Annotated in this window: 26 protein-coding genes; 11 read left to right on the top strand and 15 right to left on the bottom strand. The window is 58.4% G+C overall.

What is annotated here, in order from left to right:
- The first annotated feature begins 115 nt into the window (after positions 1–115).
- From QMX84_RS08730 to rlmF, 4 genes are all read left to right on the top strand, one after another.
- Positions 116–544, top strand: coding sequence for a DNA polymerase III subunit chi (locus QMX84_RS08730; RefSeq protein WP_123750134.1), 429 nt, complete (start codon positions 116–118; stop codon positions 542–544).
- A 7-nt stretch (positions 545–551) separates the two neighbouring features.
- Entirely contained in the window at positions 552–959 is a 408-nt protein-coding gene (locus QMX84_RS08725) for a hypothetical protein (protein WP_048368206.1), read from the top strand.
- A 242-nt stretch (positions 960–1201) separates the two neighbouring features.
- Complete coding sequence (locus tag QMX84_RS08720) at positions 1202–4048, top strand: valine--tRNA ligase (protein WP_282363608.1); 2847 nt, start codon at positions 1202–1204, stop codon at positions 4046–4048.
- Positions 4049–4146: 98 nt separating this feature from the next.
- Complete coding sequence (gene rlmF, locus QMX84_RS08715; protein ID WP_153328807.1) at positions 4147–5163, top strand: 23S rRNA (adenine(1618)-N(6))-methyltransferase RlmF; 1017 nt, start codon at positions 4147–4149, stop codon at positions 5161–5163.
- Positions 5164–5340: 177 nt separating this feature from the next.
- Here the strand turns inward: rlmF and QMX84_RS08710 are convergent, their stop codons facing one another.
- A complete protein-coding gene (locus QMX84_RS08710) occupies positions 5341–5622 on the bottom strand; it encodes an HU family DNA-binding protein (protein WP_019412143.1) in 282 nt (93 codons plus the stop codon).
- A gap of 397 nt (positions 5623–6019) precedes the next feature.
- Between QMX84_RS08710 and yejK the strand changes: the two genes are divergently transcribed.
- Complete coding sequence (yejK, locus tag QMX84_RS08705) at positions 6020–7024, top strand: nucleoid-associated protein YejK (RefSeq protein ID WP_048368212.1); 1005 nt, start codon at positions 6020–6022, stop codon at positions 7022–7024.
- Positions 7024–7374, top strand: a complete 351-nt coding sequence (locus QMX84_RS08700) for a glutaredoxin family protein (protein ID WP_282363607.1) — start codon at positions 7024–7026, stop codon at positions 7372–7374. The genes yejK and QMX84_RS08700 overlap by 1 nt, the downstream gene beginning before the upstream one ends.
- A gap of 121 nt (positions 7375–7495) precedes the next feature.
- On the opposite strand, the gene QMX84_RS08695 is transcribed toward QMX84_RS08700, so the two are convergent.
- Genes QMX84_RS08695 through QMX84_RS08680 form a run of 4 tightly spaced genes read right to left on the bottom strand, consistent with a single transcriptional unit; the run spans position 7496 to position 10257 of the window.
- Positions 7496–7759 carry a GIY-YIG nuclease family protein gene (locus tag QMX84_RS08695; RefSeq protein WP_262123799.1) on the bottom strand — a complete coding sequence of 88 codons (264 nt, stop codon included), beginning with the start codon at positions 7757–7759 and terminating at the stop codon, positions 7496–7498.
- A 2-nt stretch (positions 7760–7761) separates the two neighbouring features.
- The gene (locus QMX84_RS08690) at positions 7762–8232 is read right to left on the bottom strand and encodes a nuclear transport factor 2 family protein (RefSeq protein WP_262123798.1); all 471 of its coding nucleotides are present in this window, start codon (positions 8230–8232) and stop codon (positions 7762–7764) included.
- 56 nt (positions 8233–8288) lie between these two features.
- Entirely contained in the window at positions 8289–9608 is a 1320-nt protein-coding gene (locus QMX84_RS08685; RefSeq protein WP_282363606.1) for a CynX/NimT family MFS transporter, read from the bottom strand.
- The gene (locus QMX84_RS08680; protein WP_282363605.1) at positions 9598–10257 is read right to left on the bottom strand and encodes a FadR/GntR family transcriptional regulator; all 660 of its coding nucleotides are present in this window, start codon (positions 10255–10257) and stop codon (positions 9598–9600) included. Before QMX84_RS08680 ends, QMX84_RS08685 begins: the two co-directional genes overlap by 11 nt.
- A 165-nt stretch (positions 10258–10422) precedes the next feature.
- Between QMX84_RS08680 and QMX84_RS08675 the strand changes: the two genes are divergently transcribed.
- Positions 10423–10731, top strand: coding sequence for a type II toxin-antitoxin system MqsR family toxin (locus QMX84_RS08675; RefSeq protein WP_282363604.1), 309 nt, complete (start codon positions 10423–10425; stop codon positions 10729–10731).
- On the top strand, positions 10731–11207 hold the full coding sequence (locus QMX84_RS08670; RefSeq protein ID WP_262123796.1) for a type II toxin-antitoxin system MqsA family antitoxin: 477 nt from the start codon (positions 10731–10733) through the stop codon (positions 11205–11207). The genes QMX84_RS08675 and QMX84_RS08670 overlap by 1 nt, the downstream gene beginning before the upstream one ends.
- Positions 11208–11340: 133 nt before the next feature.
- Here the strand turns inward: QMX84_RS08670 and QMX84_RS08665 are convergent, their stop codons facing one another.
- The 4 genes from QMX84_RS08665 to QMX84_RS08650 all read right to left on the bottom strand — a co-directional run bounded on the left by QMX84_RS08665 (position 11341) and on the right by QMX84_RS08650 (position 15504).
- Positions 11341–12105 carry an amino acid ABC transporter ATP-binding protein gene (locus QMX84_RS08665; protein WP_262123795.1) on the bottom strand — a complete coding sequence of 255 codons (765 nt, stop codon included), beginning with the start codon at positions 12103–12105 and terminating at the stop codon, positions 11341–11343.
- Positions 12106–12117: 12 nt separating this feature from the next.
- Positions 12118–13215: an amino acid ABC transporter permease gene (locus tag QMX84_RS08660; RefSeq protein WP_282363603.1), complete on the bottom strand. Its 1098-nt coding sequence runs from the start codon at positions 13213–13215 to the stop codon at positions 12118–12120.
- Positions 13216–13225: 10 nt separating this feature from the next.
- Positions 13226–14407, bottom strand: a complete 1182-nt coding sequence (locus QMX84_RS08655) for an amino acid ABC transporter permease (RefSeq protein ID WP_282363602.1) — start codon at positions 14405–14407, stop codon at positions 13226–13228.
- A gap of 68 nt (positions 14408–14475) precedes the next feature.
- The gene (locus QMX84_RS08650) at positions 14476–15504 is read right to left on the bottom strand and encodes an amino acid ABC transporter substrate-binding protein (protein ID WP_048368227.1); all 1029 of its coding nucleotides are present in this window, start codon (positions 15502–15504) and stop codon (positions 14476–14478) included.
- Between the two features lie 419 nt (positions 15505–15923).
- On the opposite strand from QMX84_RS08650, the gene QMX84_RS08645 reads away from it, so the two are divergent.
- Complete coding sequence (locus QMX84_RS08645) at positions 15924–16580, top strand: dienelactone hydrolase family protein (protein ID WP_282363601.1); 657 nt, start codon at positions 15924–15926, stop codon at positions 16578–16580.
- A gap of 84 nt (positions 16581–16664) precedes the next feature.
- Entirely contained in the window at positions 16665–18155 is a 1491-nt protein-coding gene (gene rhlB, locus QMX84_RS08640; protein ID WP_048368230.1) for an ATP-dependent RNA helicase RhlB, read from the top strand.
- Positions 18156–18233: 78 nt separating this feature from the next.
- On the opposite strand, the gene QMX84_RS08635 is transcribed toward rhlB, so the two are convergent.
- The 4 genes from QMX84_RS08635 to moaC all read right to left on the bottom strand — a co-directional run bounded on the left by QMX84_RS08635 (position 18234) and on the right by moaC (position 21598).
- Positions 18234–20255, bottom strand: a complete 2022-nt coding sequence (locus QMX84_RS08635; protein WP_282363600.1) for a type VI secretion system tip protein VgrG — start codon at positions 20253–20255, stop codon at positions 18234–18236.
- A gap of 156 nt (positions 20256–20411) precedes the next feature.
- Positions 20412–20879: a molybdopterin synthase catalytic subunit MoaE gene (gene moaE / locus QMX84_RS08630; RefSeq protein ID WP_282363598.1), complete on the bottom strand. Its 468-nt coding sequence runs from the start codon at positions 20877–20879 to the stop codon at positions 20412–20414.
- A 3-nt stretch (positions 20880–20882) separates the two neighbouring features.
- Entirely contained in the window at positions 20883–21128 is a 246-nt protein-coding gene (gene moaD, locus QMX84_RS08625) for a molybdopterin converting factor subunit 1 (protein WP_282363597.1), read from the bottom strand.
- On the bottom strand, positions 21125–21598 hold the full coding sequence (gene moaC / locus QMX84_RS08620) for a cyclic pyranopterin monophosphate synthase MoaC (protein WP_123750132.1): 474 nt from the start codon (positions 21596–21598) through the stop codon (positions 21125–21127). The genes moaD and moaC overlap by 4 nt, the downstream gene beginning before the upstream one ends.
- A gap of 163 nt (positions 21599–21761) precedes the next feature.
- Here moaC and QMX84_RS08615 point away from each other — a divergent pair, with 163 nt between their 5' ends.
- On the top strand, positions 21762–22208 hold the full coding sequence (locus tag QMX84_RS08615; RefSeq protein ID WP_048368235.1) for a DMT family transporter: 447 nt from the start codon (positions 21762–21764) through the stop codon (positions 22206–22208).
- A 70-nt stretch (positions 22209–22278) separates the two neighbouring features.
- Here QMX84_RS08615 and QMX84_RS08610 read toward each other — a convergent pair whose 3' ends face one another.
- Both QMX84_RS08610 and QMX84_RS08605 read right to left on the bottom strand, forming a co-directional pair.
- Entirely contained in the window at positions 22279–23178 is a 900-nt protein-coding gene (locus QMX84_RS08610) for a LysR family transcriptional regulator (RefSeq protein WP_282363596.1), read from the bottom strand.
- Positions 23179–23264: 86 nt separating this feature from the next.
- Entirely contained in the window at positions 23265–24659 is a 1395-nt protein-coding gene (locus tag QMX84_RS08605) for a PhoH family protein (RefSeq protein ID WP_282363595.1), read from the bottom strand.
- Positions 24660–24992 lie beyond the last annotated feature (333 nt).

Genomic DNA, 24992 nt, shown 5'->3' with positions numbered 1-24992 from the left:
CGCAATACCTGCTGGATCGCGCCAACGCTTGAAGCTGACAATCGATGGTTGCGCCGCCTGATGGCGGCGCAACCCCGATTCAGGAACCGCAATGACCTCAGAACCCGATACAGAGCTGACCAAGGTCGACTTTTATATCCTGCCCAGCGCCGAACCTTCAGCGCGGCTGGACTTTGCCTGCAAACTCACTGAAAAAGCCTGGCGCCTTGGCCACCGGGTGTACCTGCATTGCAGCGATGCCGCTCAACGCCAGGACCTTGACGAGCGTCTGTGGCGCTTCAAGGGCGAAAGCTTCGTGCCCCACAGCAACACCGAAGACCAACCCGACGGCACAATTGTCATGGGCCTCACCGAAGCCCCCGCCAGCCATCAGGATTTATTGATCAACCTGGACCTCAAAGTCCCTGAATTCTTTAAACGTTTCGCCCGCGTCGCTGAAGTCGTGGTCGAAGACCCCGCAGTTCGCCTGGCGGCACGGGAGAGTTTTCGCTTCTACCGTGAACACGGCTATCCTCTGCAAGACCACAAGCTACAACGACTCTGAGCACACGATGGACACCTCCAATTCGCCGAAAAAAGCTGCACACCTGCTCGACGATCTTGAATCCATTCGCCAGTTGCTGGGCGATGACGGCCTGCAACCGCCGCTGCTGACTGAAATGGTCGGCCATGGCGGCGAGCAAATACCGTTGCTGTCGGATGTCATCGACGACACGGTCGCCCCCGAGCCAGATCCGGAGCCTGAGTCGGCGCAAATACCGTTGGTCGGCATCGCTGAAGCCCCCAAGGCAGAAAAAGCCCCGGACGCACTGCTCGTACACTTGGACAAAGAACTGCGCACGGCGGCGCAGGCGATCATGCACGACGTCATCAACGACTTCGCCCCGCACATCGAAACCGAAATCAAACGCCGCCTCGATGCGCACATGGAGCGCTTGCTGGCGCAGCATCAGAACTGACGGCAGGCTGCTCGGACCTTACGAAAACCTTGTAGCCGCTGCCGAAGAATGAGGCTGCGATGGGTTGCGCAGCGACCCCGCACAGCGGTCCTGCGGCCCACATCGCAGCCTCGTCCCTCGGCAGCGGCTACACGATCTGCTAACGACAGCTCGCTCCTGCGGGGTTTGATCTCGCCCTCAGCGTCCCGCCCCGCTATACTTGCCGGCTTTCCTGAATTAATGCCAATAGGGTCCCGCCGCGCATGGATAAGACCTACCAGCCGCACGCCATTGAAACTTCCTGGTACAAAACCTGGGAAGAAGAGAATTATTTTGCCCCGCAAGGCGCGGGCGACCCGTACACCATCATGATCCCGCCGCCGAACGTCACCGGCAGCCTGCACATGGGTCACGGTTTTAACAACGCGATCATGGACGCCCTGATCCGTTTCCGCCGCATGCAAGGTCGCAACACCTTGTGGCAACCGGGTACCGACCACGCGGGTATCGCAACTCAGATGCTGGTTGAGCGTCAGATCGAAGCACAAGGTCTGAACCGCCACGACCTGGGCCGCGAGAAGTTCCTGGAAAAAGTCTGGGAATGGAAAGATCAATCCGGTGGCAACATCAGCCGTCAGATCCGTCGCCTGGGCTCGTCCGTAGACTGGAGCCGCGAGCGCTTCACCATGGACGACGGCCTGTCAGAAGCGGTGAAAGAAGCCTTTGTACGCCTGCACGAAGACGGCCTGATCTATCGCGGCAAGCGCCTGGTTAACTGGGACACCAAGCTGCACACGGCGATCTCCGACCTTGAAGTGGAAAACCACGACGAGAAGGGTTTCCTGTGGAACCTGCGCTACCCGCTGGCTGACGGCGCCAAGACCGCAGAAGGCCTGGACTACCTGGTCGTCGCCACCACCCGCCCGGAAACCATGCTTGGTGACTCGGCTGTAGCGGTAAACCCGGAAGACGAACGCTATAAAGCCCTGATCGGTAAGTTCGTTGAGCTGCCACTCGTTGGCCGCCGCATCCCGATCATCGCCGACGACTACTGCGATCCGGAGTTCGGCACCGGCTGCGTGAAAATCACCCCGGCCCACGATTTCAACGACTATGAAGTCGGCAAGCGCCACAACCTGCCGCTGCTGAACATCTTCGACAAAAACGCAGCCGTTCTGCCTGCCGTTCAGGTGTTCAACCTCGACGGCACGCTGAACGACTCCATCGACGGCACCCTGCCAGCCAAATACGCTGGCCTGGACCGTTTCGAGGCGCGCAAGCAAATCGTTGCCGACTTCGACGAAGCCGGCCTGCTGGTCAGCATCGACGATCACGCCCTGAAAGTGCCAAAAGGCGACCGTTCGGGCACTGTTATCGAACCGTGGCTGACCGACCAGTGGTACGTATCGACCAAGCCATTGGCAGAACCTGCCATCGCCGCCGTTGAAGACGGACGCATTGCGTTCGTGCCTAAACAGTACGAAAACATGTACTTCTCGTGGATGCGTGACATCCAGGACTGGTGCATCAGCCGTCAGCTGTGGTGGGGCCACCGGATTCCGGCCTGGTACGACGAGTCGGGCAAAGTCTACGTAGGCCGCGACGAAGCCGAAGTGCGTGCCAAGCACAATCTCGGCCCGGACGTTGCGCTGCAACAGGACAACGACGTACTCGACACCTGGTTCAGTTCGGGCCTGTGGACGTTCTCCACCTTGGGCTGGCCTGAGCAGACCGATTTCCTGAAAACCTTCCACCCGACTGACGTGCTGGTCACCGGCTTCGACATCATTTTCTTCTGGGTTGCCCGGATGATCATGCTCACCATGCACTTGGTGAAGAACGAAGACGGCACCCCGCAGGTTCCGTTCAAGACCGTGTATGTACATGGCCTGGTCCGTGACGGTCAGGGCCAGAAGATGTCCAAGTCCAAAGGCAACGTCCTGGACCCGCTGGACATCATCGACGGCATCGCCCTCGAAGACCTGGTGGCCAAGCGCACCACCGGCCTGATGCAGCCAAAACTGCTGAAGAAGATCGAGAAGCAGACCCGTGACGAGTTCGCTGACGGCATCGCCAGCTACGGCACCGACGCCCTGCGCTTCACGTTCTGCTCGCTGGCCTCTACCGGCCGCGACATCAAGTTCGACATGGGCCGCGTTGAAGGCTATCGCAACTTCTGCAACAAGGTCTGGAACGCCGCACGTTACGTGCTGGACAAGGGCGAAGACTGCGGCCAGAACGGCGAAGCCTACGAACTGTCGCTGGCTGACCGCTGGATCATCTCGCAGTTACAGCGCACCGAAGCCGAAGTGACCCGTCACCTCGACCAGTTCCGTTTCGACCTGGCCGCTCAAGCCTTGTACGAGTTCATCTGGAACCAGTATTGCGACTGGTACCTGGAACTCTCCAAGCCTGTGCTGTGGGACGAAAACGCCCCGGTTGAGCGTCAGCGCGGCACTCGCCGTACGCTGGTTCGGGTTCTGGAAGTGGCCTTGCGCCTGGCGCACCCGTTCATGCCGTTCATCACCGAAGAAATCTGGCAGCGCATCGCGCCGCTGGCGGGCGCGCAAGGCAAAACCATCATGCTGCAACCTTGGCCAGTGGCCAACGAAGCACGCATCGACCAGGCTGCCGAAGACGACATCGAATGGCTCAAGGGCTTGATGCTCGGCACGCGTAACATCCGTGGCGAAATGAACATCGGCCCGGGCAAACCGCTGCAGCTGTACCTGAAAAACGTCAGCAGTGAAGACCAGCGCCGTTTGACCGAGAACGACGCCTTGCTGAAAAAGCTGGCTAAACTCGAATCGATCACCGTGTTGCAAGACGGTGCCGAAGCGCCTCTGTCTGCCACCGCGTTAGTGGGCGAGATGGAAGTGCTGGTGCCGATGGCCGGCCTGATCGACAAAGATGCCGAGCTGGCGCGCCTGGACAAAGAAATCCAGCGCTTGCACGGCGAAGTGGCCCGCGTTGGCGGAAAACTGTCGAATGCGGCCTTCGTTGACAAGGCTCCGGCCGAAGTCATTGACAAGGAACGCGCCAAATTGGCCGAGGCTGAACAAGCCTTGAGCAAGTTGGCGGACCAGCACGCGCGGATTTCCAGCCTGTAACAGCGCTGCGCACCTGATCGCGGGCAAGGACGCTCCCGCAGGGTTAACCCCTGCCGGGGCGGCCTTGCCCGCGATTGCTTTTGTGGAACCCATTGAACATGACCACCCCACGCACCTCCAAAGCCACACGCCACAAGCCCAAGGCTACGGGTGAAAGCAAACCGGCTGCACCTCGGGTGAAGCCCAGCCTGCACCCGCGTAACCGCCACCAGGGCCACTACGACTTTGCGCAACTGATCAAGATTTGCCCGGAGCTGGGCGCGTTTGTGATCATCAACCCGTACGGCAAAGAGAGCATCGACTTCGCCAACCCCAGCGCAGTGCGGGTGTTCAACCGTGCGTTGCTCAAGTCGTTCTACGGCATTGCCCACTGGGACATTCCGGCTGACTACCTGTGCCCTCCGGTGCCGGGCCGCGCCGATTACGTGCACTTTCTCGCGGACTTGCTGGCCAGCGTCAACGATGGCCAGATACCGCAGGGCGCCAATGTGCGCGTGCTGGACGTCGGCACCGGCGCCAACTGCGTCTACCCGCTGATCGGCCACTGCGAATACCGCTGGCAGTTCCTCGGCACCGACGTTGATGCCACGGCGGTCAAGACCGCCAAGGCGATTGTGCAGTCCAACAGCCTGAACAAAGCCATCAGCCTGCGCCTGCAGCCAGATCCGCAGAAGATCCTGCTGGACATCCTGGACAGCAACGAGCGTTTCGACCTGACCATGTGCAACCCGCCGTTCCACGCCTCGCTGGACGAAGCCACGCGCGGCAGCGAGCGTAAATGGCGAGCACTGGGCAAGGCAGACCCCAAGCGCAAACTGCCAGTGCTGAACTTTGGTGGCCAGGCCGCTGAATTGTGGTGCGAAGGTGGCGAGCAACGCTTTGTGACCCAACTGATCCGCGAAAGCGTGCACGTGGGCCGTCAGGTGCTGTGGTTCAGCGTGCTGGTGTCCAAGGCTTCAAACCTGCCAGCGGTTCAGACCGCGCTGAAAAAAGCCGGCGCGCGTGAAAGCCAGGTGGTTGAAATGTCCCAAGGCAACAAGCAAAGCCGCTTTGTGGCCTGGACCTTCCACGACAAAGACCAGCAGCAAGTGTGGCGCGAGAAGAACTGGAAGTAACGCCATAAAAATCTGTAGCCGCTGCCGCAGGCTGCGATAAGGGCCGAAGGACCTTCAACATATCAGGTCCGCTACGCAGCCCATCGCAGCCTCGTACCTCGACAGCGGCTACAGGATTTTCGCCCATAAAAAAACCGCGCTTGGGATCACTCCCAAGCGCGGTTTTTTAATGCGTTCTTACTTGTTAACAGCGTCAGTCAGGCCTTTAGCCACAACGAGCTTGATAACTTTCTTGGCAGCGATTTCGATGGCAGCGCCAGTCGAAGGGTTACGGCCAGTACGGGCAGGACGCTCGGTCACTTTCAGTTTGCCAATACCTGGCAGAGTGATTTCGCCGCCATTTTCCAGCTGATCAGCAACGATTTGACCCAGTTGGTCCAGCAGAGCACGCACGGTAGTTTTCGGTGCGTCTACAGCTTCAGCCAGATCAGCGATCAGTTGGTCTTTAGTAATAGCCATTGAGATGTTCCTTCCCTATCAAATTCATTTGGTTTGCAAAGTGCAAGGTCAGCTATCGAGCCAGAAATCGAGGGTCTGGCACGCCCGTTTGCTTTCACGACGAATCGCGGATGTAGAGTGCTAAAACGGAGTTTGGTTCGACCTGACACAGGCTGAATGCATGCTTTGCGCCGTTACACAGCGCAAGACCGGGCAAAACTAGCACAGAGACGGTTAAATATCCGCCTCTACCTCGCCATTTGGTCAGCTTTATCGCCTTAAAAGCGTAAAAAAACCGCTCTACACCGTCCATCCCCTCCCAAAAGGCGGTACGAAGGCTGCCCAGTGGCTCAGGTGCGGTACACTTAGCGCCTTTCCGGGCGCATGCCCTCCCCGCTCATTATTCGCCGAGAAGCCCATGCCGATCCGTCATTGCATCGTTCATTTGATTGAGAAAAAACCCGACGGTACGCCCGCTGTTCTCCACGCCCGCGACTCTGAATTGGCCGAGTCCCAGGCCATCGAGAACATGCTCGCAGACCTCAACGAAAGCTATAACGCCAAGCAAGGCAAAGCCTGGGGCTTTTTCCATGCTGAATCCGGGGCGCATCCGTTCAGCGGCTGGCTAAAGGAGTACATGGAGGGCGGCCAGGACTTCACCGCGTTCAGCCGTGTGGCCGTCGAGCACCTGCAAAAGCTGATGGAAGAATCCAACCTGTCGGTGGGCGGCCACGTACTGTTTGCCCATTACCAGCAAGGCATGACCGACTACCTGGCCATCGCCCTGTTGCACCACAGCGACGGCGTGGCGGTGAACTCGGAACTGGACGTGACCCCGTCACGCCATCTGGACCTGGGCCAGTTGCACCTGGCGGCACGGATCAATATTTCCGAGTGGCAGAACAACAAGCAGTCCAAGCAGTACATTTCTTTTATCAAAGGCAAAAACGGCAAAAAGGTCTCTGAGTATTTCCGCGACTTTATCGGTTGCCAGGAAGGCGTCGACGGCCCCGGCGAAACCCGCACGCTGCTCAAGGCGTTCAGTGATTTCGTTGAAAGCGAAGACCTGCCCGAAGAGTCCGCCCGTGAAAAAACCAAGACCCTGGTGGACTACGCCAGCAGCCAGGCCAAAATCGGTGAACCGATGGGCCTCGAAGAGTTGTCGGAGTTGATCGACGAAGAGCGCCCAAAGGCGTTTTACGACCACATCCGCAACAAGGACTACGGCCTGTCGCCGGAAATTCCGGCAGACAAACGCACCCTGAACCAGTTCCGCCGCTTCACCGGGCGCGCTGAGGGCTTGTCTATCAGCTTTGAAGCCCACCTGCTGGGCTCCAAGGTCGAATTCGATGAAGAAGCCGGCACACTCGTTATCAAGGGCCTGCCGACCCAACTGCTCGACCAGCTCAAGCGCAACAAGTGATGTTGAACAGCATCCTCAAGAAAGTCCTGTTTGTGCTGGTGGTGGTCGTGGTCTTTCAGAACTGGGGCAAGATCGAGCGGGTACTCAACCCCTCCGGTGTTGTTCCGGAACACACCCGGGCCAGCGCCCGGGTGGTGCTGTACGCCACCGAGTGGTGCGGCTACTGCAAGGCCACGCGGCGCTTTCTGGACCAGAAAGGCATCCCGTACACAGAGTTTGATATCGACAAGGATGCCGCCGCGCGCCAGACCTACGAAGCATTGGGCGGGCGCGGGATTCCGATTCTGGACGTCAATGGGACCTTGCTCAGGGACTTCAACCCGGACGCGATCCTCGCGGCGTTGAAATAACTGCACGTACGCACAAATCCGTAGGAGCTGCCGAGGCACGAAGGCTGCGATCTTTTTAAAGATCAAAAGATCGCAGCCTGCGGCAGCTCCTACGATTTTTCCGGCGTTCCAGGATCCGGGTTCAATGCGCCAACTGGCTTTGCACCAGGCACTCTTTGGCGCTTTTCTTGAGCTTTTTAATCAGCCGCTCCTGACGCAAGGCTTCGCCTTTGTCTGGCCACGATTCGACATAGACCAGGGCCACCGCAGGGCTTGAGGCAAAAAAGCGCGCGCCTTTACCGGTCTGATGCTGCACGAAGCGGCGCGCCGGGTCATCGCTGATGCCGCAGTACAACGAACCATTGGCCGCACGCACCAAATACACAAACCAAGGTTTGGAACTCACATTTAACGTCCGGCTTGATACGCTTTGAGGCCTTTTTGCGCTTGAGCGCGAATGGCGTTTTTCACCAGCGGTGTCCAGCCCAGCAAAACGCCCTTGGCCCCCAGCGCCTGTCGCGACCAGCGCCACAGGTCAAAGTGGTCATGGTGCTCGCAGATTTTGCCGTCGCGAAAAACAAACCGGGCATGAATATCGTTAACCACCGTATTGCCAGTCTGGCTGAACAGATACGTCGCCACCCAATGTGCACTGCCACGTTGCGCATCGGCCTGAACCTGATCGAAGGTCAGGCTGAAATCCTTGGCCCGCGTGGTCAGCATGCGCCACATATCGGTGGCGTTGTGACCGCGCAGTACGCCAAATACCGGATCGCTGAACACTACGTCATCGGTGTAGCACTCGCCCATCGCTTGCGCATCAAGCTGTGCAAACGCTTGGTAAAAACGCGTGATTAACGCTTGATGGTCTTGGCTCATGGCGGGGTCCGTGCGGGTAGGAATCTGTGCACGATAATCTGCAATGAGCCGAAACACTACGGGCTTTGAATTTTCTCGCTCTGCACGTTGACGTACAGCGCGCGCCCGGCCCCCAGGCCCGCGACGATGGCACACAGGCCAATCACGGCAAAAATCCAGCCCAGTGCATCCCAACCACCGGTCACTTCATGCACCACGCCCACTGCCAGCGGGCCCAGTGACGCCAGGGTATAACCCACGCCCTGGGCCATGCCCGACAGGTTGGCGGCTACATGGGAATCGCGAGAACGCAGCACAATCAGGGTCAACGCCAGGCTGAACGCCCCGCCCTGCCCCAGGCCCAGCACAACAGCCCAACTCCACAAGCTGTCCATCGGCGCATACAGACAGCCAAACAGCCCGGCCAGGGTCAGGCCCATGACCAGCACGATCGCCAGACGCTGATCCTTGCCCCGCGTCGCCAGCCAGGGCGCTGTCAGTGCTGTGGCCAACTGCACGATCACCGAACCTGACATCACCAGACCGGCATCGGTCGGGGTAAGGCCACGACCGATCAAAATCGATGGCAACCAACCGAACACGATGTAGGACAACGACGATTGCAGGCCCATGTAGAACGTTACTTGCCACGCCAGCGGGTCGCGTAAAAGCCCCTGCACCCGGTAAGCCACGTTGTGCGCGCCTTTACGTTTACCCACCTGCGGCAACCAGAAAATAGCCGCCAACAAGGCCGGCAAGGCCCAAAAGCCCAGCCCCATTGCCCAGCTGTCACCCAGGTAATGACTCAGCGGTACCGTTGCCCCGGCCGCCAGTGCTGCGCCGAGGCACAACGCCATGGTGTAGACGCCGGTCATGGTCCCGGCATGTCCGGCGAAATCGCGTTTGATAATCCCCGGCAGCAACACGCCGATCACACCAATACTGGCGCCTGCCAGAATACTCCCGGCAAACAGCCCGACCTCGCCCAGGCAGCTGCGCAACACGATCCCGCCGCCCAACGTCAGAAGAATCCCGAGTACCACCCGTTCAGTGCCAAAGCGCCGCGCCAGAATCGGCGCCAAGGGCGCAAATATGCCCAGGCACAGCACCGGCAAGGTAGTCAATAAACCGGCCTGCGCGGCCGACAAGCCCAGGCTGTCCGACACAACACCCAGCAAGGGCGCCACGCTCGACAGCGCCGGGCGCAAATTGAGCGCCACCAGCACCAACCCCAACAGCAACAACCACGGGCGCAGCACCACCGGCGGCGTCTGTTGCAGTTGCTCGTCATCAACTTCGGCGTCGATCAGTAATTCTTCCAGTTCATCCAGATGACGAACGGCTTCGCTGCTGGCTGACGAGGGATGGTTCATGGCCTTCTCCGGTTCAGGGTTCATTGATCAACGTCCGGCAAAGCGCCATAGCCCGTTGTGGGTCTTGTTGTTTGACGGCCTCCAACAGTTCGACATGCAGGTCGAACACCGATTGGCGGCGCGGGTAAATATCCAGCGTCTTGCGCAACTGGCTGGAAACAATGCTTGAGGTGTAGCGGTACAACTCCGTCAACGCCGGGTTATGCGCGGCATCAATCAAATGCTGATGGAACTGCAAATCACAGCAAATGTAGGTATCGAGTTCGCCGTGATAGTGCTGGCCACTGAGATCGAGCGCTTGCTGCATCAAGCGCAAGTCCTCATCGGTACGGCGCAAAGCCGCAAGGCCAACAGCCTCAACTTCAAGGATGTGGCGCATCTCGCGCACCTGGTCCATCGAACAGGCCGACAACGTGCGCAAGGTGTCCATGGGATCGACCCGCCCGCGCAAATAACTGCCGTCGCCCTGACGGATCTCAATCAGCCCGGCAAAGGCCAGCACGCGCATGGCTTCGCGCACCGTATTGCGGCTTATGCCCAACTCCGCCGCCAATTCCGGCTCGGTTGGCAACCGCTGGCCAACCTCCCAGGCGCCGTTGTTGATCCGTGCGCGCAGCTGTTCAAGGGCCTGATCGACCAGGGAGCGTTTTATGAGTGGGGAAGCGTCTGTCATGGAATCCGTCCTTTCATCCAATCATAGGATGAATTTTCCTACATGCTAGTCAGCGCCTTCCATAAGAGCAATCAACTACAGATTAAAGGGCCGCTTAATTTGAACATTAATCGTTGAATAAAAACCCCTTAAAGGGTAGTTTTGAGCGCATCGAGGTACTCTCTTATGGAAAAGAAGACACCCCACTACACCCTTCAGTGCATCCAGGACGACGTCAAACGGCTGGGAGCCGTGGCGTTTACCAAAAGTGCGCTGGATGGTGGGCGCATGCTGGGGCTAACACTTGCCCAAATGCTCTGGGTGATCGCGTCTCTGGAGCGCAGGCTCTTGTACAAATCAATGTCGACTTACGCAGACCCCAAAGTCTGGCAAGACGTCTACCACGCTCAAGCCTACGGCTTGGCCCTGTACATCAAGGTGACCTACCGTCCCGGTGGAGGGCCGCCCGTCTTTGCCTTCAAGGAAAAAGATTGATGAGCAAGCATGATTGCTACACCTGCGGCGCACCCAGTGCGATGCACCCGTTCAAGGGCCGCGATTTCACGGTGACGTTCAAACAATTAACCCGCCACGTGCCCAATCTGGCAGGCGAGCAATGCAGCGAATGTGCTGAGGTCGAGTTCGATGCGCCCAGCGCAGAGCGTTATGCCCAGGCAGGTGATGAACTGATCGAGGATGCCAAGCGGGTCGTGGCAGACGAGATGAAACGCATCCGCCGTAAATTGCACTTCACTCAAAAAAGCGCGGTGCAGTTACTGTCCGGCGGCGGCCACAATGCGTTCAGCCGCTATGAACGGGCCGAAGTCGAACCGCCCAAACCGCTGTTTGTGTTGATGCGCCTGCTCGATCGCCACCCGGAACTGGTCAAGGAGCTGCACGCGATCTACGAATGCGCGGATATCAATGCGCTGTTGGAGCAAAAGCAACAACAGCGCGAAAAAACACGTTAACCCTCTGTAGTCGCTGCCGCAGGCTGCGATGGGATGCGATGGGATAAGAAGCAGCCCCGACCTGGAACAAGAAACGAAGGTCCTTCGGACCTTATCGCAGCCTACGGCAGCGGCTACACGTATTACGTTTGCATCAATGCAGAATTTGATTCAGGAACAGTTTGGTCCGGTCGTTCTGCGGGTTGTCGAAGAAGTCATTCGGCGCGGCCTGCTCGACGATTTCCCCCTTGTCCATAAAGATCACCCGGTTGGCCACGGTCCGGGCAAAGCCCATTTCGTGGGTCACGCAGAGCATGGTCATGCCGTCTTCGGCCAAGCCGATCATGGTATCGAGTACTTCCTTGACCATTTCCGGGTCGAGCGCTGAAGTCGGTTCGTCGAACAACATGATTTTGGGCTTCATGCACAGCGCACGGGCAATCGCCACCCGCTGCTGCTGACCACCCGACAACTGCCCCGGAAACTTGTGGGCCTGCTCCGGAATACGTACGCGCTGCAAGTAATGCATGGCGATTTCTTCGGCCTCGCGCTTGGGCATTTTGCGCACCCACATCGGCGCCAACGTGCAGTTTTGCAGGATGGTCAGGTGCGGGAACAAGTTGAAATGCTGGAACACCATGCCGACTTCACGGCGCACGGTTTCGATCTGCTTGATGTCGTTGGTCAGCTCAACTCCATCCACCACAATGCGCCCTTGCTGGTGTTCTTCAAGGCGATTGAGGCAGCGAATGGTGGTCGACTTGCCCGAACCCGAAGGCCCGCACAACACGATTCGTTCACCCGGCTGCACGTTCAGGTTAATGTCTTTGAGCACGTGAAACTGGCCGTACCACTTGTTAACGTCCTGCATCTGAATAATGCCTTCAGGGCTAGCAGGCTTTTTAATTGCTTCACTCATATCCAACTCCTACTAACGCTTGTGGCCAGTGTCCAGCTTGCGCTCCAGATGTATGGAGTAGCGGGACATACCGAAACAGAAAATCCAGAACACCAGGGCGGCAAACACATAACCCTCGGTCGCCATACCCAGCCAGGTCGGGTCGGCGGCGGCTTGTTTGACACTGTTGAGCAGGTCAAACAGGCCGATGATGATCACCAGGCTGGTGTCCTTGAACAGGGCAATAAAGGTGTTCACGATGCCGGGAATAACCAGCTTCAGGGCTTGCGGCAAGATCACCAGGCCCATGCTGCGCCAATAACCCAGGCCCATGGCTGCCGACGCTTCGTACTGACCTTTGGGAATGGCCTGCAGGCCGCCGCGCACCACTTCGGCCACGTACGCCGACTGGAACAGGATCACCCCGATCAGCGCCCGCAGCAGCTTGTCGAAGTTCATGCCTTCAGGCAGAAACAACGGCAGCATCACCGACGACATGAACAGCACGGTGATCAACGGCACGCCACGCCAGAACTCGATGAACGTCACGCACACCACGCGAATCGCCGGCATGTCCGAGCGACGGCCCAACGCCAGTAAAATGCCCAATGGCAGTGCCCCGGCAATGCCCACGGTGGCGATCACCAGCGTCAGCATCAGACCGCCCCATTGGCTGGTGGCAACGGTGGTCAGGCCCCAATGCCCACCGTGCAGCAGGCTGTAGGCGAGGATCGGGTAGATCGCCAAAAAGCTCAGCCCGTAAACCGCCTTGTGCTTGAAGCGCGAAATAAACAACGGCGCAGCACCAAAGATGGCCAACAACACCGTCGTATCGACGCGCCAGCGCAACGCTGCCGGGTAATAGCCATACATGAACTGGCTAAAACGCTGCTCGATAAACACCCAGCACGCACCGCTTTTGGTGCAGTCTGCCCGAGTCGTGCCCACCCAATTGGCGTCAAAGAGCGTCCAGCTCAGCAACGGCGGCACGATCAACCAGACCAGGTAGAGCGCAAACAACGTAAGCAAGGTGTTGAGCCAACTGGAAAACAGGTTCGCCCGTGCCCAGGCAACCACGCCAATCCGGTTGCCCGGTGGCGGCATATCAGGTTTGAAAACATGCGTAGTCATGGTCGCGCCCTCACCGTTCGATCAGCGCAATGCGCGTGTTGTACCAGTTCATCAGCAGCGAAATGCTGATGCTGATCGCCAGATAAACGCTCATGGTGATGGCAATCACTTCAATCGCTTGCCCGGTCTGGTTCAGCACCGTACCGGCAAACAGCGAAACCATTTCCGGATAGCCGATACCTGCCGCCAACGATGAGTTTTTCACCAGGTTGAGGTATTGGCTGGTTAGCGGCGGAATGATCACTCGCAGCGCCTGCGGGATGATCACCTTGCGCAGCGTCGGCCCGGGGCGCAGGCCCAGCGAGGCCGCGGCTTCGGTCTGGCCATGGCTGACCGACTTGATGCCCGAACGCACGATCTCGGCAATAAAGGCCGCGGTGTACACCGTGAGGGCGATGGTCAGCGCCAGCAGTTCCGGGATCAGCACCCAGCCACCGACAAAGTTGAAGCCCTTGAGCTCGGGCATTTCCCAATGTACCGGCGCGCCCATGACCAGCGCGCTCAGCCCTGGAATCACCAGCAACAGACCCAGCGCGGCCCAAAAGGTGTGAAACGCAACGCCGGTGGCTTCAAAGCGTTTTTTCGCCCAGCGCAGCATCACCACCACGGCCACAATCGCCAGCAGCACACTGATCACAAACGGCCAGAACGCGGGTGTCGCAATGGCGGCCGGCATGTTCAGGCCACGGCTGCTCATGTAAAACGTGTCGGCAAAATTGTGGCTGTTACGCGGCCCCGGCATGGTCAAAAAGACCGCGAAGTACCAGAACAGGATTTGTAGCAACGGCGGGATATTGCGAAAAACCTCGACGTAGACCGTCGCCAGCTTGTTGATCATCCAGTTCGGAGACAAACGCGCGACGCCGACAATAAAGCCCAGAATGGTCGCCAGGACCACGCCAATCACCGACACCAGCAGCGTGTTCAGCAGGCCGATCACAAAAACCCGGGCGTAGCTGTCGGACTCGGTGTAATCAATTAAATGCTGCGCAATACCAAACCCGGCACTGCGTTCCAAAAAGTCGAAACCCGAGGTAATCCCCCGGTGTTGCAGGTTGGTTTGAGTGTTGTTGAACAAGTACCAACCCATGAAGACCACCAACGCGACGGTGATGATCTGAAATACCCACGCACGCACACGTGGATCGCCAAGGCTGAGCCTGGGCTTGGGTGCGCTGACTTTTGTCTGCATGAAATGCCCCAGTAAAAAATGGATCAAAAACAGCACCCGGTGGTTGGCCCACCGGGTGACAGGGCTTATCAGCGCACAGGCGGTGCGTATTGAATGCCGCCGTTGTTCCACAAGGCGTTCAGCCCGCGGTCGATGGCCAGAGGGGTGCTTTTACCGAGGTTTTTCTCGAACACTTCGCCGTAGTTACCGACCTGGCTGACGATCTGTACAACCCAGTCCTTCGGCAGTTTCAGGTCTTTGCCGTATTCGCCATCCGCACCCAACAAGCGGGCAACGTCCGGGTTTTTGGTCGACTTGGCTTCAGCCACGACGTTTTTAGAGGTGATGCCGGCCTCTTCAGCGTTGAGCATGGCAAACAGGGTCCAGCGCACGATGCTGAACCAGTCTTCATCACCCTTGCGCACGACCGGGCCCAATGGCTCCTTGGAAATGGTTTCTGGCAAGACGATGTAGTCGTTCGGGTTGGCCAGCTTGCTGCGCTGTGCATACAGCTGGGATTTGTCCGAAGTCAGCACGTCGCAACGGCCGCTCTCGAGGGACTTGGCGCTTTCGTCAGAGGTATCGAAGGTGATCGGGGTGTATTTCAGGTTATTCGCCCGAAAGTAATCCGATACGTTGAGTTCAGTGGTGGTCCCGGCCTGAATGCAGATGGTCGCACCGTCCAGCTCCTTGGCACTTTTCACGCCCAGCTTGTTGTTGACCAAAAAGCCAACGCCGTCGTAATAGGTCACGCCGGTAAACAGCATGCCCATGCCCGCATCACGGGAACTGGTCCAGGTGGTGTTGCGCGACAGCACATCCACTTCGCCCGATTGCAGGGCAGTGAAGCGCTCCTTGGCGTTCAACTGGCTGAATTTGACCTTGGTGGCGTCGCCAAATACGGCAGCAGCGACGGCGCGGCAGACATCGGCATCGATCCCCAAAATCTTGCCGTCTTTGTCAGGCACCGAGAAACCCGGCAAACCGTCGCTGACACCACACTGCACGAAGCCTTTCTTTTTAACGCCATCCAGTGTTGCGCCGGCATGAGCGAAACCCGTGACACTCAACACCACAGCGGCGGTGGCCAGGGCCAGGGTGGATTTCAACTGCTTCATTCAAACCTCCAGTCTTGCTTTGTTGTGTTTGAACAAGACCCGCCGCCCCCTTGTGAGGCATTGTTGACCCGTGTTGGCTTTTTATGGGGCCAAGCGGCATAAGCCTTGAGCGATGGATATATCGCACTCGCCTTCAAACTGAAGCGCTCACTTGAGCCGTTGAATTCCTTGTCTAACTTCACCCGTCAGGAGTTTTGCTGCCCCACCCTCGCCTGTAGCCTGTTAGTGTTACCCGCGAAGATGCTTCAGCTAACGTCCCTGTGTTCATAGCAAGGCCCGTACCACTGTGGAGATTTATGCGTCTCGATATGTTTCTTTAGGTAAAACGTTCAAGCAGGCGACATCTTCTTTAAATTTGAATCGAACACGCACTCTTCTTGCGCACGCTTTTTGCGCGAGCGCCCAATAATGGAGCAGCCATGACCGAACCTCTGATCCTTCAACCGCAAAAGCCCGCAGACGCTTGTGTGATCTGGCTTCACGGCCTAGGTGCCGACCGCTACGACTTCCTCCCGGTGGCCGAAGCACTGCAAGAAACGCTGCTGACCACGCGGTTTGTTTTGCCACAGGCGCCGACCCGTGCAGTGACGATTAATGGCGGATATGCCATGCCCAGCTGGTACGACATCAAGGCCATGAGCCCGGCCCGTTCGATCAGTGAACAAGAGCTCAACGAATCGGCAGACACTGTGGTTGCGCTGATCGAAGCACAGAAAAGTGCCGGAATAGACGCCAGCCGAATTTTCCTCGCCGGTTTTTCCCAAGGCGGCGCCGTGGTCTTCCATACCGCCTATCTAAAATGGCAGGGCGCATTGGGTGGCGTACTTGCCCTCTCCACCTATGCCCCAACCTTCAGTAATGAGCTGGAACTGTCCGCCAGCCAGCAACGCACGCCGGCTTTGTGCCTGCATGGCCAATATGACGAGGTCGTCCAGAATTCCATGGGCCGTACCGCGTATGAACACTTGAAGCGTTTGGGTGTGAGCGTTACATGGCAGGAGTACCCGATGGGGCACGAAGTGTTACCAGAAGAAATTCGCGACATCGGTGCCTGGCTGACCGAGCGCCTGCGCTAAAAACGAAACATCCAGTCGTTTACTACGCCGAGCACGCGACTTGCATTACACTGCCCGGCGTACACTCCTTAACCAACTGATGAGATGACCGTGCTCAAAGCACTCAAAAAAATATTCGGCAAAAGCGAGGCTGAGCCGCTCGCGCCAGCGTCCATGACTCCCCCCAGCAGCCCCAGCCCGCGAACCGACGCGCAACAGCCTGGCCGTTCTGCACCTGCACCCGCCGCGGTGTCCACGCCCGCAGCCACGCCCGCACCAGAACCTGCGCGCACAGAAAAACCCAAAGCGGCCAAACCACGGCGTGCACCGGCACCCAAGCCAGTTGTCATCCCGTGGAAACTCGAAGACTTCGTGGTTGAGCCACAAGAAGGCAAAACCCGCTTTCATGACTTCAAACTCACCCCTGAACTGATGCACGCCATCCAGGACCTGGGTTTCCCGTACTGCACGCCGATCCAGGCGCAAGTGCTGGGCTACACCTTGAGTGGCCGCGACGCCATTGGCCGCGCCCAGACCGGCACCGGCAAAACCGCAGCGTTTCTGGTCTCGATCATCAGCCAACTGACCCAGACCCCGCCGCCCAAAGAGCGTTACATGGGCGAGCCGCGCGCGCTGATCATTGCGCCGACCCGCGAACTGGTCGTGCAAATCGCTAAAGACGCCGCCGACCTGACCAAATACACCAACCTCAACGTCATGAGTTTCGTGGGCGGCATGGACTTCGACAAACAGCTCAAGCAGCTGGAAGCCCGTCACTGCGACATTCTGGTGGCCACACCGGGCCGTCTGCTGGACTTCAACCAGCGCGGCGAAGTGCACCTGGACATGGTTGAGGTCATGGTGCTCGATGAAGCTGACCGCATGCTCGACATGGGCTTCATCCCGCAAGTACGCCAGATCATTCGCCAGACGCCGCCGAAGGCTGAGCGTCAGACCTTGCTGTTCTCCGCGACCTTCACCGAAGACGTGATGAACCTGGCCAAACAGTGGACCACCGACCCTGCAATCGTTGAAATCGAAGCGCAGAACGTGGCCAACGAATTGGTTGAGCAACACGTGTACGCGGTGGCGGGTGCTGACAAATACAAACTGTTGTTCAACCTGGTGAACGACAACGGCTGGGAACGCGTGATCGTATTTGCCAACCGCAAAGACGAAGTGCGGCGCATCGAAGAACGCCTGGTGCGCGACGGCATCAATGCTGCGCAACTGTCGGGTGACGTGCCCCAGCACAAACGCATCAAGACCCTCGAAGGCTTTCGCGAAGGCAAAATCCGCGTCTTGGTGGCCACCGACGTCGCGGGTCGCGGCATCCACATCGACGGCATCAGCCACGTGATCAACTTCACCCTGCCCGAAGTGCCGGACGACTACGTGCACCGTATTGGCCGTACAGGTCGTGCGGGCGCAGCGGGTGTCTCCATCAGCTTTGCCGGTGAAGACGACTCGTACCAGTTGCCGTCCATCGAAGAAAAGCTGGGCCGCAAAATCAGCTGCGAAACACCGCCAACTGAACTGCTGCGCCCTGTGGTCAGAGCGGTACGCAAGCCGCATGATCCGAGTGAAACGGCTTAAAACGTCAGCCCCGACGTCTGCATAGGGGGCGGGTTTTCGCGATCTTTTAAGCCAAAAGATCGCGAGGCGAGCTCGCTCCTACAGTGGTTTTTTGAGCATTTCGCACTGCGGGCACACTGATTTGCCTTCGCTCAACGCCAGCATTTGCGTTGAAGGCGCTAGCGACATGCCCTGCATGGGCGCCACTTCCCCCGGCAACAATGGCACCGCAGGCAGGCCCGGCACGGGCAAGCCGCCCAGCACTATCGGGCAACTGGCGTAGATGCCCGCCGCACCAATCAATACATGCTGCCCGCCCGCCATCAGGGTGATGTTGGCCCCGGCCTGCAGGACTACCCGCGCCCCGGCCTTGATATGCACTTGCATCCCTGCTTCAGCCACTAGCGCGCCGCCCACCAGGGTGTGGCTGCTGACGGCCACGGCCAGGTGGTCGTTGGCGTTGAGCTGGACCTTGCGATCCAAACTGATGGTGCGCTGTTCTTGTGCTTTGAGCACCGAGACGCTGTTGCCGGTGACGGTTTCTTCGCGCTTGCCCTCGACCTGCAAGCGGCTGTCGTTTTTGATGTGTTGTTGCAGATCACGCTGGGCGTGGAGGTAGATATGTTCCAGGCCTTTGCGGTCTTCGATGCGCAGTTCGTTGTAGCCGCTCCCGCCTGGAGTGCTGCGGCTGCGTAATACGCTTTGAGTTTTGTTGGCGGGCAGTGCGAGCGGGGTCGGGTTGAGGCTGTTGGCCAGGCAACCGTTGATGATGGGCTGGTCCGGGTCACCATTGAGGTAACCCACCAGCACTTCCATGCCCACGCGGGGGATAGTCACCGCGCCGTGGTTGTCTCCCGCCCAACTCGACGAAACGCGTAACCAGCAGCTGCTTTGATCGTCATCGATAGCGCTGCGGTCCCAATGAAATTTAACCCGGACCCGGCCGTACTCATCGCAATGGATCTCTTCCCCCACGGGCCCGGTGACGCGAGCCGTTTGGCTGCCGATCAGGCGTGGCTTGGGGAAGACGGTTTGCGGGCGGTAGGTCACCGACTCTGGCGTCGCCTGGAAGGTGTTGCGATAGCCTTGGCTAAAGCCGCCAGCATCAGCTTGTGCCGTGTTGGCGCCATATTCTTCCAGCACTTGAGGCTGCTTGCCTTCGTGCTGAACGCCAATTAACAGCCAGCCGCTATTGAACGTCGCGTTGGGGTGCCCGGTCATCGGCAAAAAATGTCCCGTGCACAGGCTCGGTTGATTGCTGCTGCCGCTGGCCTGGGAGTAGCCGGCTTGATGTTGCTCAAGTGTGCGCAGACTTTGCCGTTGGCCTTGAGCCGTTTCAGTGAAGCGCCCCGGATAGCTGTAGTTTTCAAGCGCGCGCTCGTTACGTTCAGCGCTGCTACCTGCCTCCAGCGTGCGGCTGGCCTGCTGAAAGTCATAATCGCGGCGAAACGAACGGTTGGTGCTGGCCTGCAAGCGCAGTCCAAAGTGGTCGATGGACGGCGCTGAGGCAACCATGCCCGCACGGTGTACGTAGGGCGTCGGTTGGTTGAGCGAGGCAAACGCTTGCTGTTTATCGCCGAACACCAGGTGATGGCCGTCTGGCGAATGCCGAAAGTGGTAGTGGAAGCCTTCTTCGAAACACAGGCGCTGAATAAAGTGCAAATCGGACTCGCCGTATTGCACGCAATAATCCCGTGGTGTGTAAGACGAAAACGAATTGAAGGTGTAGGCGTTGCCGAGAATGCCGTGCTCTTCGAGCAGGGTCTCGATGATTTGCTGCACGGTTAAATGCTGAAAAATACGGTGGTTGGTGCGATGGGCCAGGTAGGCCAGTTGCGGTTCCAGTGTCAGGCGATAGTGCGTCAAGCGCGTGCCGGGGCTGCTGCGACCCATGCTGGAAATATGCCCGTGGATCCCCAGCCCTTGGCCGTCAAATGCGAGGAACGCAGGCTGATGCAGCCATGCCTCGAGGTCCAGGTCAGCGCGTGCGCTGACCAGTTCAAGTTCAAAGGCATAAGGCGTGCTGATGGCTTCATTGCCCGTGAAGGCCAACACCTGAAGCTCATGGTCGACGCCCTTGATGCTCAGGTTAAAACGGTTGTTACGGGCTGAAATGGCCATCCGTGAATCCTTCCCGACAGAGAGGCAGGCACGCTAACGGATGAACAGGAATCGACGCTGTAGGAGACTTCTGAAAAAAATAAAAGAAATCACGCTGTGTCCTGGCTGCGATATTTTGTTCCCTAAAAGATCGCAGCCTTCGTGCCTCGCCAGCTCCTACAATTCGGAGGATGAACGCTGCCAGCGCTTAGCGGCGGCGTCGTCGCTGGACCGGCCTTCGACCCAGCGCGGGCCGTCGGCGGTGTGTTCTTTCTTCCAGAAGGGTGCGCGGGTTTTCAGGTAGTCCATCACGAACGCGCAGGCATCAAAAGCCGCCTGACGATGGGCGCTGGCCACACCGACAAAGACAATGGGCTCACCCGGCTCCAGTGCACCCACCCGGTGCAGCACCTCGAGGCTGAGCAGCGGCCAGCGCTGTTGCGCTTCGACCACGATTTTGGCCAAGGCCTTTTCGGTCATGCCGGGGTAATGCTCGAGAAACATCCCCGCCACGTCGCGCCCGTCATTGAAGTCGCGCACATACCCCACAAAACTCACCACCGCCCCCACGCCCAAATTGGCCGCGTGCAGTGCGTTGACCTCTAAACCCGGATCAAAGGCAGTCGTTTGCACCCGAATGGCCATGGCTCAGCCTCCGGTCACGGGCGGGAAAAAAGCCACGATGTCACCGTCTGACAGCGATTCGTCGAGCTTGCACAGTTCTTCATTGCGCGCGCACATCAGGTTGGTGTCGGCCAAGAACTGCCACGCATCGCCCTGTTGCAGCAGGTGCTGGCGCAACTGATCAACAGAGGTGAATTGGCCTTCGACCGAGACCTTATCCAGCCCCAGCGCCTCACGATAGCGGGCAAAAAATTGCACGAGGAGTGTCATGACGCGTCTGCCTGAAAGTGGCCGCTCTTGCCGCCGAGCTTTTCGAGCACGCGCACGTTTTCGATGGTCATGCCACGGTCGACCGCCTTGCACATGTCGTAAATAGTCAGGGCCGCCACGCTGGCAGCGGTGAGGGCTTCCATCTCAACCCCGGTCTGCCCGGACAATTTGCAGCGCGCGACGATCAACACCGCGTCGGTGCCTTGGGCGCTGAGTTCAACCTTGACGCTGGTGAGCATCAACGGGTGGCACAGCGGGATCAGATCCGAGGTTTTCTTCGCCGCTTGAATCCCGGCAATTCGCGCCACGGCGAACACGTCGCCCTTGGGGTGGCCGCCGTTGACGATCATGTCCAGGGTTTCAGCACGCATGCGTACCACGGCTTGTGCCACCGCCTCACGGGACGTCACCGCTTTATCGGTGACATCAACCATGTTGGCGCGGCCTTGGGCATCTAAATGAGTCAGCACAGGGAGTTCTCCAGACAAGAGCTGCCAGTGTAAGCCCGAGGTTGCGTTTTGCCCACGTATGCGACGGGCATCGACCTTACGAATACCGCGCATCAGAACATCGAATTGGCCGCCTGGCGGGTTTGCACGTACAACGTGCACATCGTTCAGAGAGGTCAAATCCATGCCATTTTTTATAGCCATTGCCCTGAGTTTACTGGCCGGCGCCGCCGTGCCGATGCAAGCCGGCAGCAACGCCCGACTCGGTGCCGTGCTCGGTCACCCGTTCTGGGCCACGGTCATTTCCCTGATGGTCAGCGGCGCGGCGATTGCCGTGGTGATGCTGCTGGTCAAAGTGCCCCGCCCCAATCTTGGCGCGCTGCTGGGCGGCCCTTGGTGGATGTGGCTTGGCGGCCTGGCCGGGGTGTTTTACATCACCGTGGCGCTGATTACCGTGCCACGTCTGGGCGCGCTCAACTTCATCATGGCGGTGGTGGTGGGCCAGTTGATTATCTCGCTGGCGATTGATTACTTCGGTTTGCTCGGACTGCCAAAAAACACCCCCAGCCTGCAAAAACTGTTGGGCGTGAGTGTGGTGCTGGCCGGATTTTTGATCGCTTCGCGCGGCTGATTATGTGTGTAGGAGCGAGCTTGCCTCGCGATCTTTTGATTTTTTAAAAGATCGCGAGACAAACTCGCTCCTACAGTGAAATCTGGCGAAGCACACCCCGCAGCCAGCGATGCCCCGGATCGTCGCTGAAACGCTGATGCCAGACCTGCACGTAGTTAAACGGCGCCACGTTCAACGGCGGCGGCAATCTGACCAGTGAATCGGCCAATGGCAGGCTGTCCAGGGTGCGGGTGGCAACCGTCAGGATCAGGTCCGTATCGCCAATCACGCTCGGGGCTGCGCTCCAATGAGGCACGTTCACCGCGACATGGCGCTGCAAGCCTTGGGCGCGCAACACGTTGTCGACTTCGCCCTGGGTGTTACCGTCCATCGACACCAATACGTGGGGGCTTTGCAGATAGGTATCGAGGTCCAGCACGCCATTCTCGGGCAGGGCGTTGCAGTTAAGCAGGCAGGTAAAGGTTTCTTCGAACAACACCTCGCTGCAGAGGAACTCGGGCAGCGTGGCAAAAACACCCAGCGCGAGGTCGATCTTGCCGTGTTCGAGTTGTTCGAGCATGCCCAGGCGGCTGTCCTGGACCACCACCAGCGAGATGCCGGGCGCCAGTTCGCGTAATTGCTCCACCAACTTGGGCAGTACGATGGCCGCGCCGTAATCGGACATCGCCACGCGAAATGTGCGTTGCGATTCCTCCGGCACAAAGTCGACCGACTGACCGAGCAGGGTTTCGATCTGCCCCAGAATCACCTTGAGCGGCGCCTGAAGGTTTTGCGCCAGCGTACTGAGTACCACCTCGTTGCCCTGCCGAATCAGCAGCGGGTCATTGAGCAATAACCGCAGCTTGCTCAGCGAATGGCTGATGGCCGGCTGGCTCAAGTGCAAACGCACACCGGTGCGGGTTACGTGCTTTTCCGTGAGCAGCGCATCGAGCACCACCAGTAGGTTCAAATCGATAGTGCGCAGTAACACCTTGGCAGCTCCTGAATAAACATGGCTGGTGCCATAACGAAACCGGGCGGCTCTAGGCCGCCCGGATCAAGGTTATGTCAGAAGTGTTAGAGATGCGACTCTGCGTACTCGGCCAGGATCGAACGAGGGACGCCTTGCAGGGCGATGTGCACACCGTTGGGGAAGTCTTTGAAACGCTCCGTCAGGTAGGTCAGCCCCGAACTGGTGGCTGACAGGTAAGGCGTATCGATCTGCGCCAGGTTGCCCAGGCACACCACTTTAGAGCCCGCGCCCGCCCGGGTGATGATGGTTTTCATCTGGTGCGGCGTGAGGTTCTGGCACTCGTCAATCAAGATCAGGCTTTGCTGGAAACTACGCCCCCGGATGTAGTTCAGCGATTTGAACTGTAAAGGCACTTTGCTGAGGATGTAATCCACGCTGCCGTGGGTGTTTTCGTCATCCATGTGCAGGGCTTCAAGGTTGTCGGTGATGGCCCCCAGCCACGGCTCCATCTTCTCGGCCTCGGTGCCCGGCAGGAAGCCGATTTCCTGATCCAGCCCTTGCACGCTGCGGGTACAGATAATCCGCCGGTAGCGCTTGCTGACCATGGTTTGTTCAATCGCCGCCGCCAGCGCCAGAATGGTCTTGCCCGAACCCGCCGCACCCGACAGATTAACCAGATGGATATCCGGATCGAGCAAGGCAAACAGCGCCAGCCCCTGGTAAATATCCCGCGGCTTCAGGCCCCAGGCTTCCTGGTGCAGCAACGGTTCCTGGTGCATGTCGAGAATCAGCAGGTGGTCCTTGCGCACCTCTTTGATCCAGCCCACAAACCCTTGCTCATCAATGATGAATTCGTTGATGTGCACCGCCGGCAGGTTTTCGTTCATTTGCACCTGATGCCAGGTGCGGCCATGCCCTTGACGGGTTTCGACCTTGCTCACGCGGTCCCAGAACGAACCGGTCATGGTGTGATAGCCGCGTGACAGCATCGACACGTCGTCAACCAGTTGGTCAGTGCTGTAGTCCTCGGACTCGACCCCACAGGCGCGCGCCTTGAGCCGCATGTTGATGTCTTTGGTTACCAGCACCACGTGCAGGTTCGGTTCACGGGCGTGCAGGTCAATCAGTTGATTGATGATGATGTTGTCGTTGAGGTTTTCAGGGAGCAGCGCATTAGGCTCTCTGCGCTTGTTCATCAGGATTGACAGAAAACCCTTGGGGCCACTTTTGCCGCGCTGGATCGGCACGCCCTTTTCAACGTCTTCTGGCGAAGCTACGCCCAGGGTCTGATCGATCAAACGAATTGCCTGGCGACACTCCGCTGCCACCAGTAGCTTGCCGGTTTTGAGTTTGTCGAGTTCTTCAAGCACCGTCATCGGGATAGCGACGTGGTGTTCCTCGAAGTTGAGCAAAGCATTTGGATCGTGAATCAGAACATTGGTATCGAGTACATAAAGGATTGGCTGGTTGGAAGAAGGAGTGCGTCCGTGATCATCCATACTCGGTCACCTTTGTGGGAGCCATTCGACGCAATACCGCAACAGTGCTGCGCCTCGAGTGACTGCCGAATTCATCTGTTTCTGTCAGATGAATGCCCTGCCCGATGGGTCTTGGAAGACGCCACCTGTGTTGCAGGTTTCGGCGGTCTGTCTTGGTAATACTCCAATTCGTGTGACAAAAAAAAGTATTTTTACAGTTTGGCGGTTTTATTTTTGTGCCTGACGAATAGCCTTGGCGACCTGCAAAATTGCTACTAGGCTCAATGATTACGTGACACAACGCTTGGGCATTAAATTCACTATTTGCCTGCATCAGCGCGCCGAAAATACCGC

This window comes from Pseudomonas sp. PS01297 (assembly GCF_029959305.1).
GTDB lineage: Bacteria > Pseudomonadota > Gammaproteobacteria > Pseudomonadales > Pseudomonadaceae > Aquipseudomonas > Aquipseudomonas helleri.
This window is presented reverse-complemented; position numbering and strand designations above follow the sequence as displayed.

Coding starts and splice junctions, on each gene's coding strand:
- QMX84_RS08725 (WP_048368206.1), top strand. CDS start 552: ATGGACACCTCCAATTCGCCGAAAAAAGCTGCACACCTGCTCGACGAT.
- QMX84_RS08720 (WP_282363608.1), top strand. CDS start 1,202: ATGGATAAGACCTACCAGCCGCACGCCATTGAAACTTCCTGGTACAAA.
- rlmF (WP_153328807.1), top strand. CDS start 4,147: ATGACCACCCCACGCACCTCCAAAGCCACACGCCACAAGCCCAAGGCT.
- QMX84_RS08710 (WP_019412143.1), bottom strand. CDS start 5,622: ATGGCTATTACTAAAGACCAACTGATCGCTGATCTGGCTGAAGCTGTA.
- yejK (WP_048368212.1), top strand. CDS start 6,020: ATGCCGATCCGTCATTGCATCGTTCATTTGATTGAGAAAAAACCCGAC.
- QMX84_RS08700 (WP_282363607.1), top strand. CDS start 7,024: ATGTTGAACAGCATCCTCAAGAAAGTCCTGTTTGTGCTGGTGGTGGTC.
- QMX84_RS08690 (WP_262123798.1), bottom strand. CDS start 8,232: ATGAGCCAAGACCATCAAGCGTTAATCACGCGTTTTTACCAAGCGTTT.
- QMX84_RS08685 (WP_282363606.1), bottom strand. CDS start 9,608: ATGAACCCTGAACCGGAGAAGGCCATGAACCATCCCTCGTCAGCCAGC.
- QMX84_RS08680 (WP_282363605.1), bottom strand. CDS start 10,257: ATGACAGACGCTTCCCCACTCATAAAACGCTCCCTGGTCGATCAGGCC.
- QMX84_RS08675 (WP_282363604.1), top strand. CDS start 10,423: ATGGAAAAGAAGACACCCCACTACACCCTTCAGTGCATCCAGGACGAC.
- QMX84_RS08670 (WP_262123796.1), top strand. CDS start 10,731: ATGAGCAAGCATGATTGCTACACCTGCGGCGCACCCAGTGCGATGCAC.
- QMX84_RS08665 (WP_262123795.1), bottom strand. CDS start 12,105: ATGAGTGAAGCAATTAAAAAGCCTGCTAGCCCTGAAGGCATTATTCAG.
- QMX84_RS08660 (WP_282363603.1), bottom strand. CDS start 13,215: ATGACTACGCATGTTTTCAAACCTGATATGCCGCCACCGGGCAACCGG.
- QMX84_RS08655 (WP_282363602.1), bottom strand. CDS start 14,407: ATGCAGACAAAAGTCAGCGCACCCAAGCCCAGGCTCAGCCTTGGCGAT.
- QMX84_RS08650 (WP_048368227.1), bottom strand. CDS start 15,504: ATGAAGCAGTTGAAATCCACCCTGGCCCTGGCCACCGCCGCTGTGGTG.
- QMX84_RS08645 (WP_282363601.1), top strand. CDS start 15,924: ATGACCGAACCTCTGATCCTTCAACCGCAAAAGCCCGCAGACGCTTGT.
- rhlB (WP_048368230.1), top strand. CDS start 16,665: ATGACCGTGCTCAAAGCACTCAAAAAAATATTCGGCAAAAGCGAGGCT.
- QMX84_RS08635 (WP_282363600.1), bottom strand. CDS start 20,255: ATGGCCATTTCAGCCCGTAACAACCGTTTTAACCTGAGCATCAAGGGC.
- moaE (WP_282363598.1), bottom strand. CDS start 20,879: ATGGCCATTCGGGTGCAAACGACTGCCTTTGATCCGGGTTTAGAGGTC.
- moaD (WP_282363597.1), bottom strand. CDS start 21,128: ATGACACTCCTCGTGCAATTTTTTGCCCGCTATCGTGAGGCGCTGGGG.
- QMX84_RS08615 (WP_048368235.1), top strand. CDS start 21,762: ATGCCATTTTTTATAGCCATTGCCCTGAGTTTACTGGCCGGCGCCGCC.
- QMX84_RS08605 (WP_282363595.1), bottom strand. CDS start 24,659: ATGGATGATCACGGACGCACTCCTTCTTCCAACCAGCCAATCCTTTAT.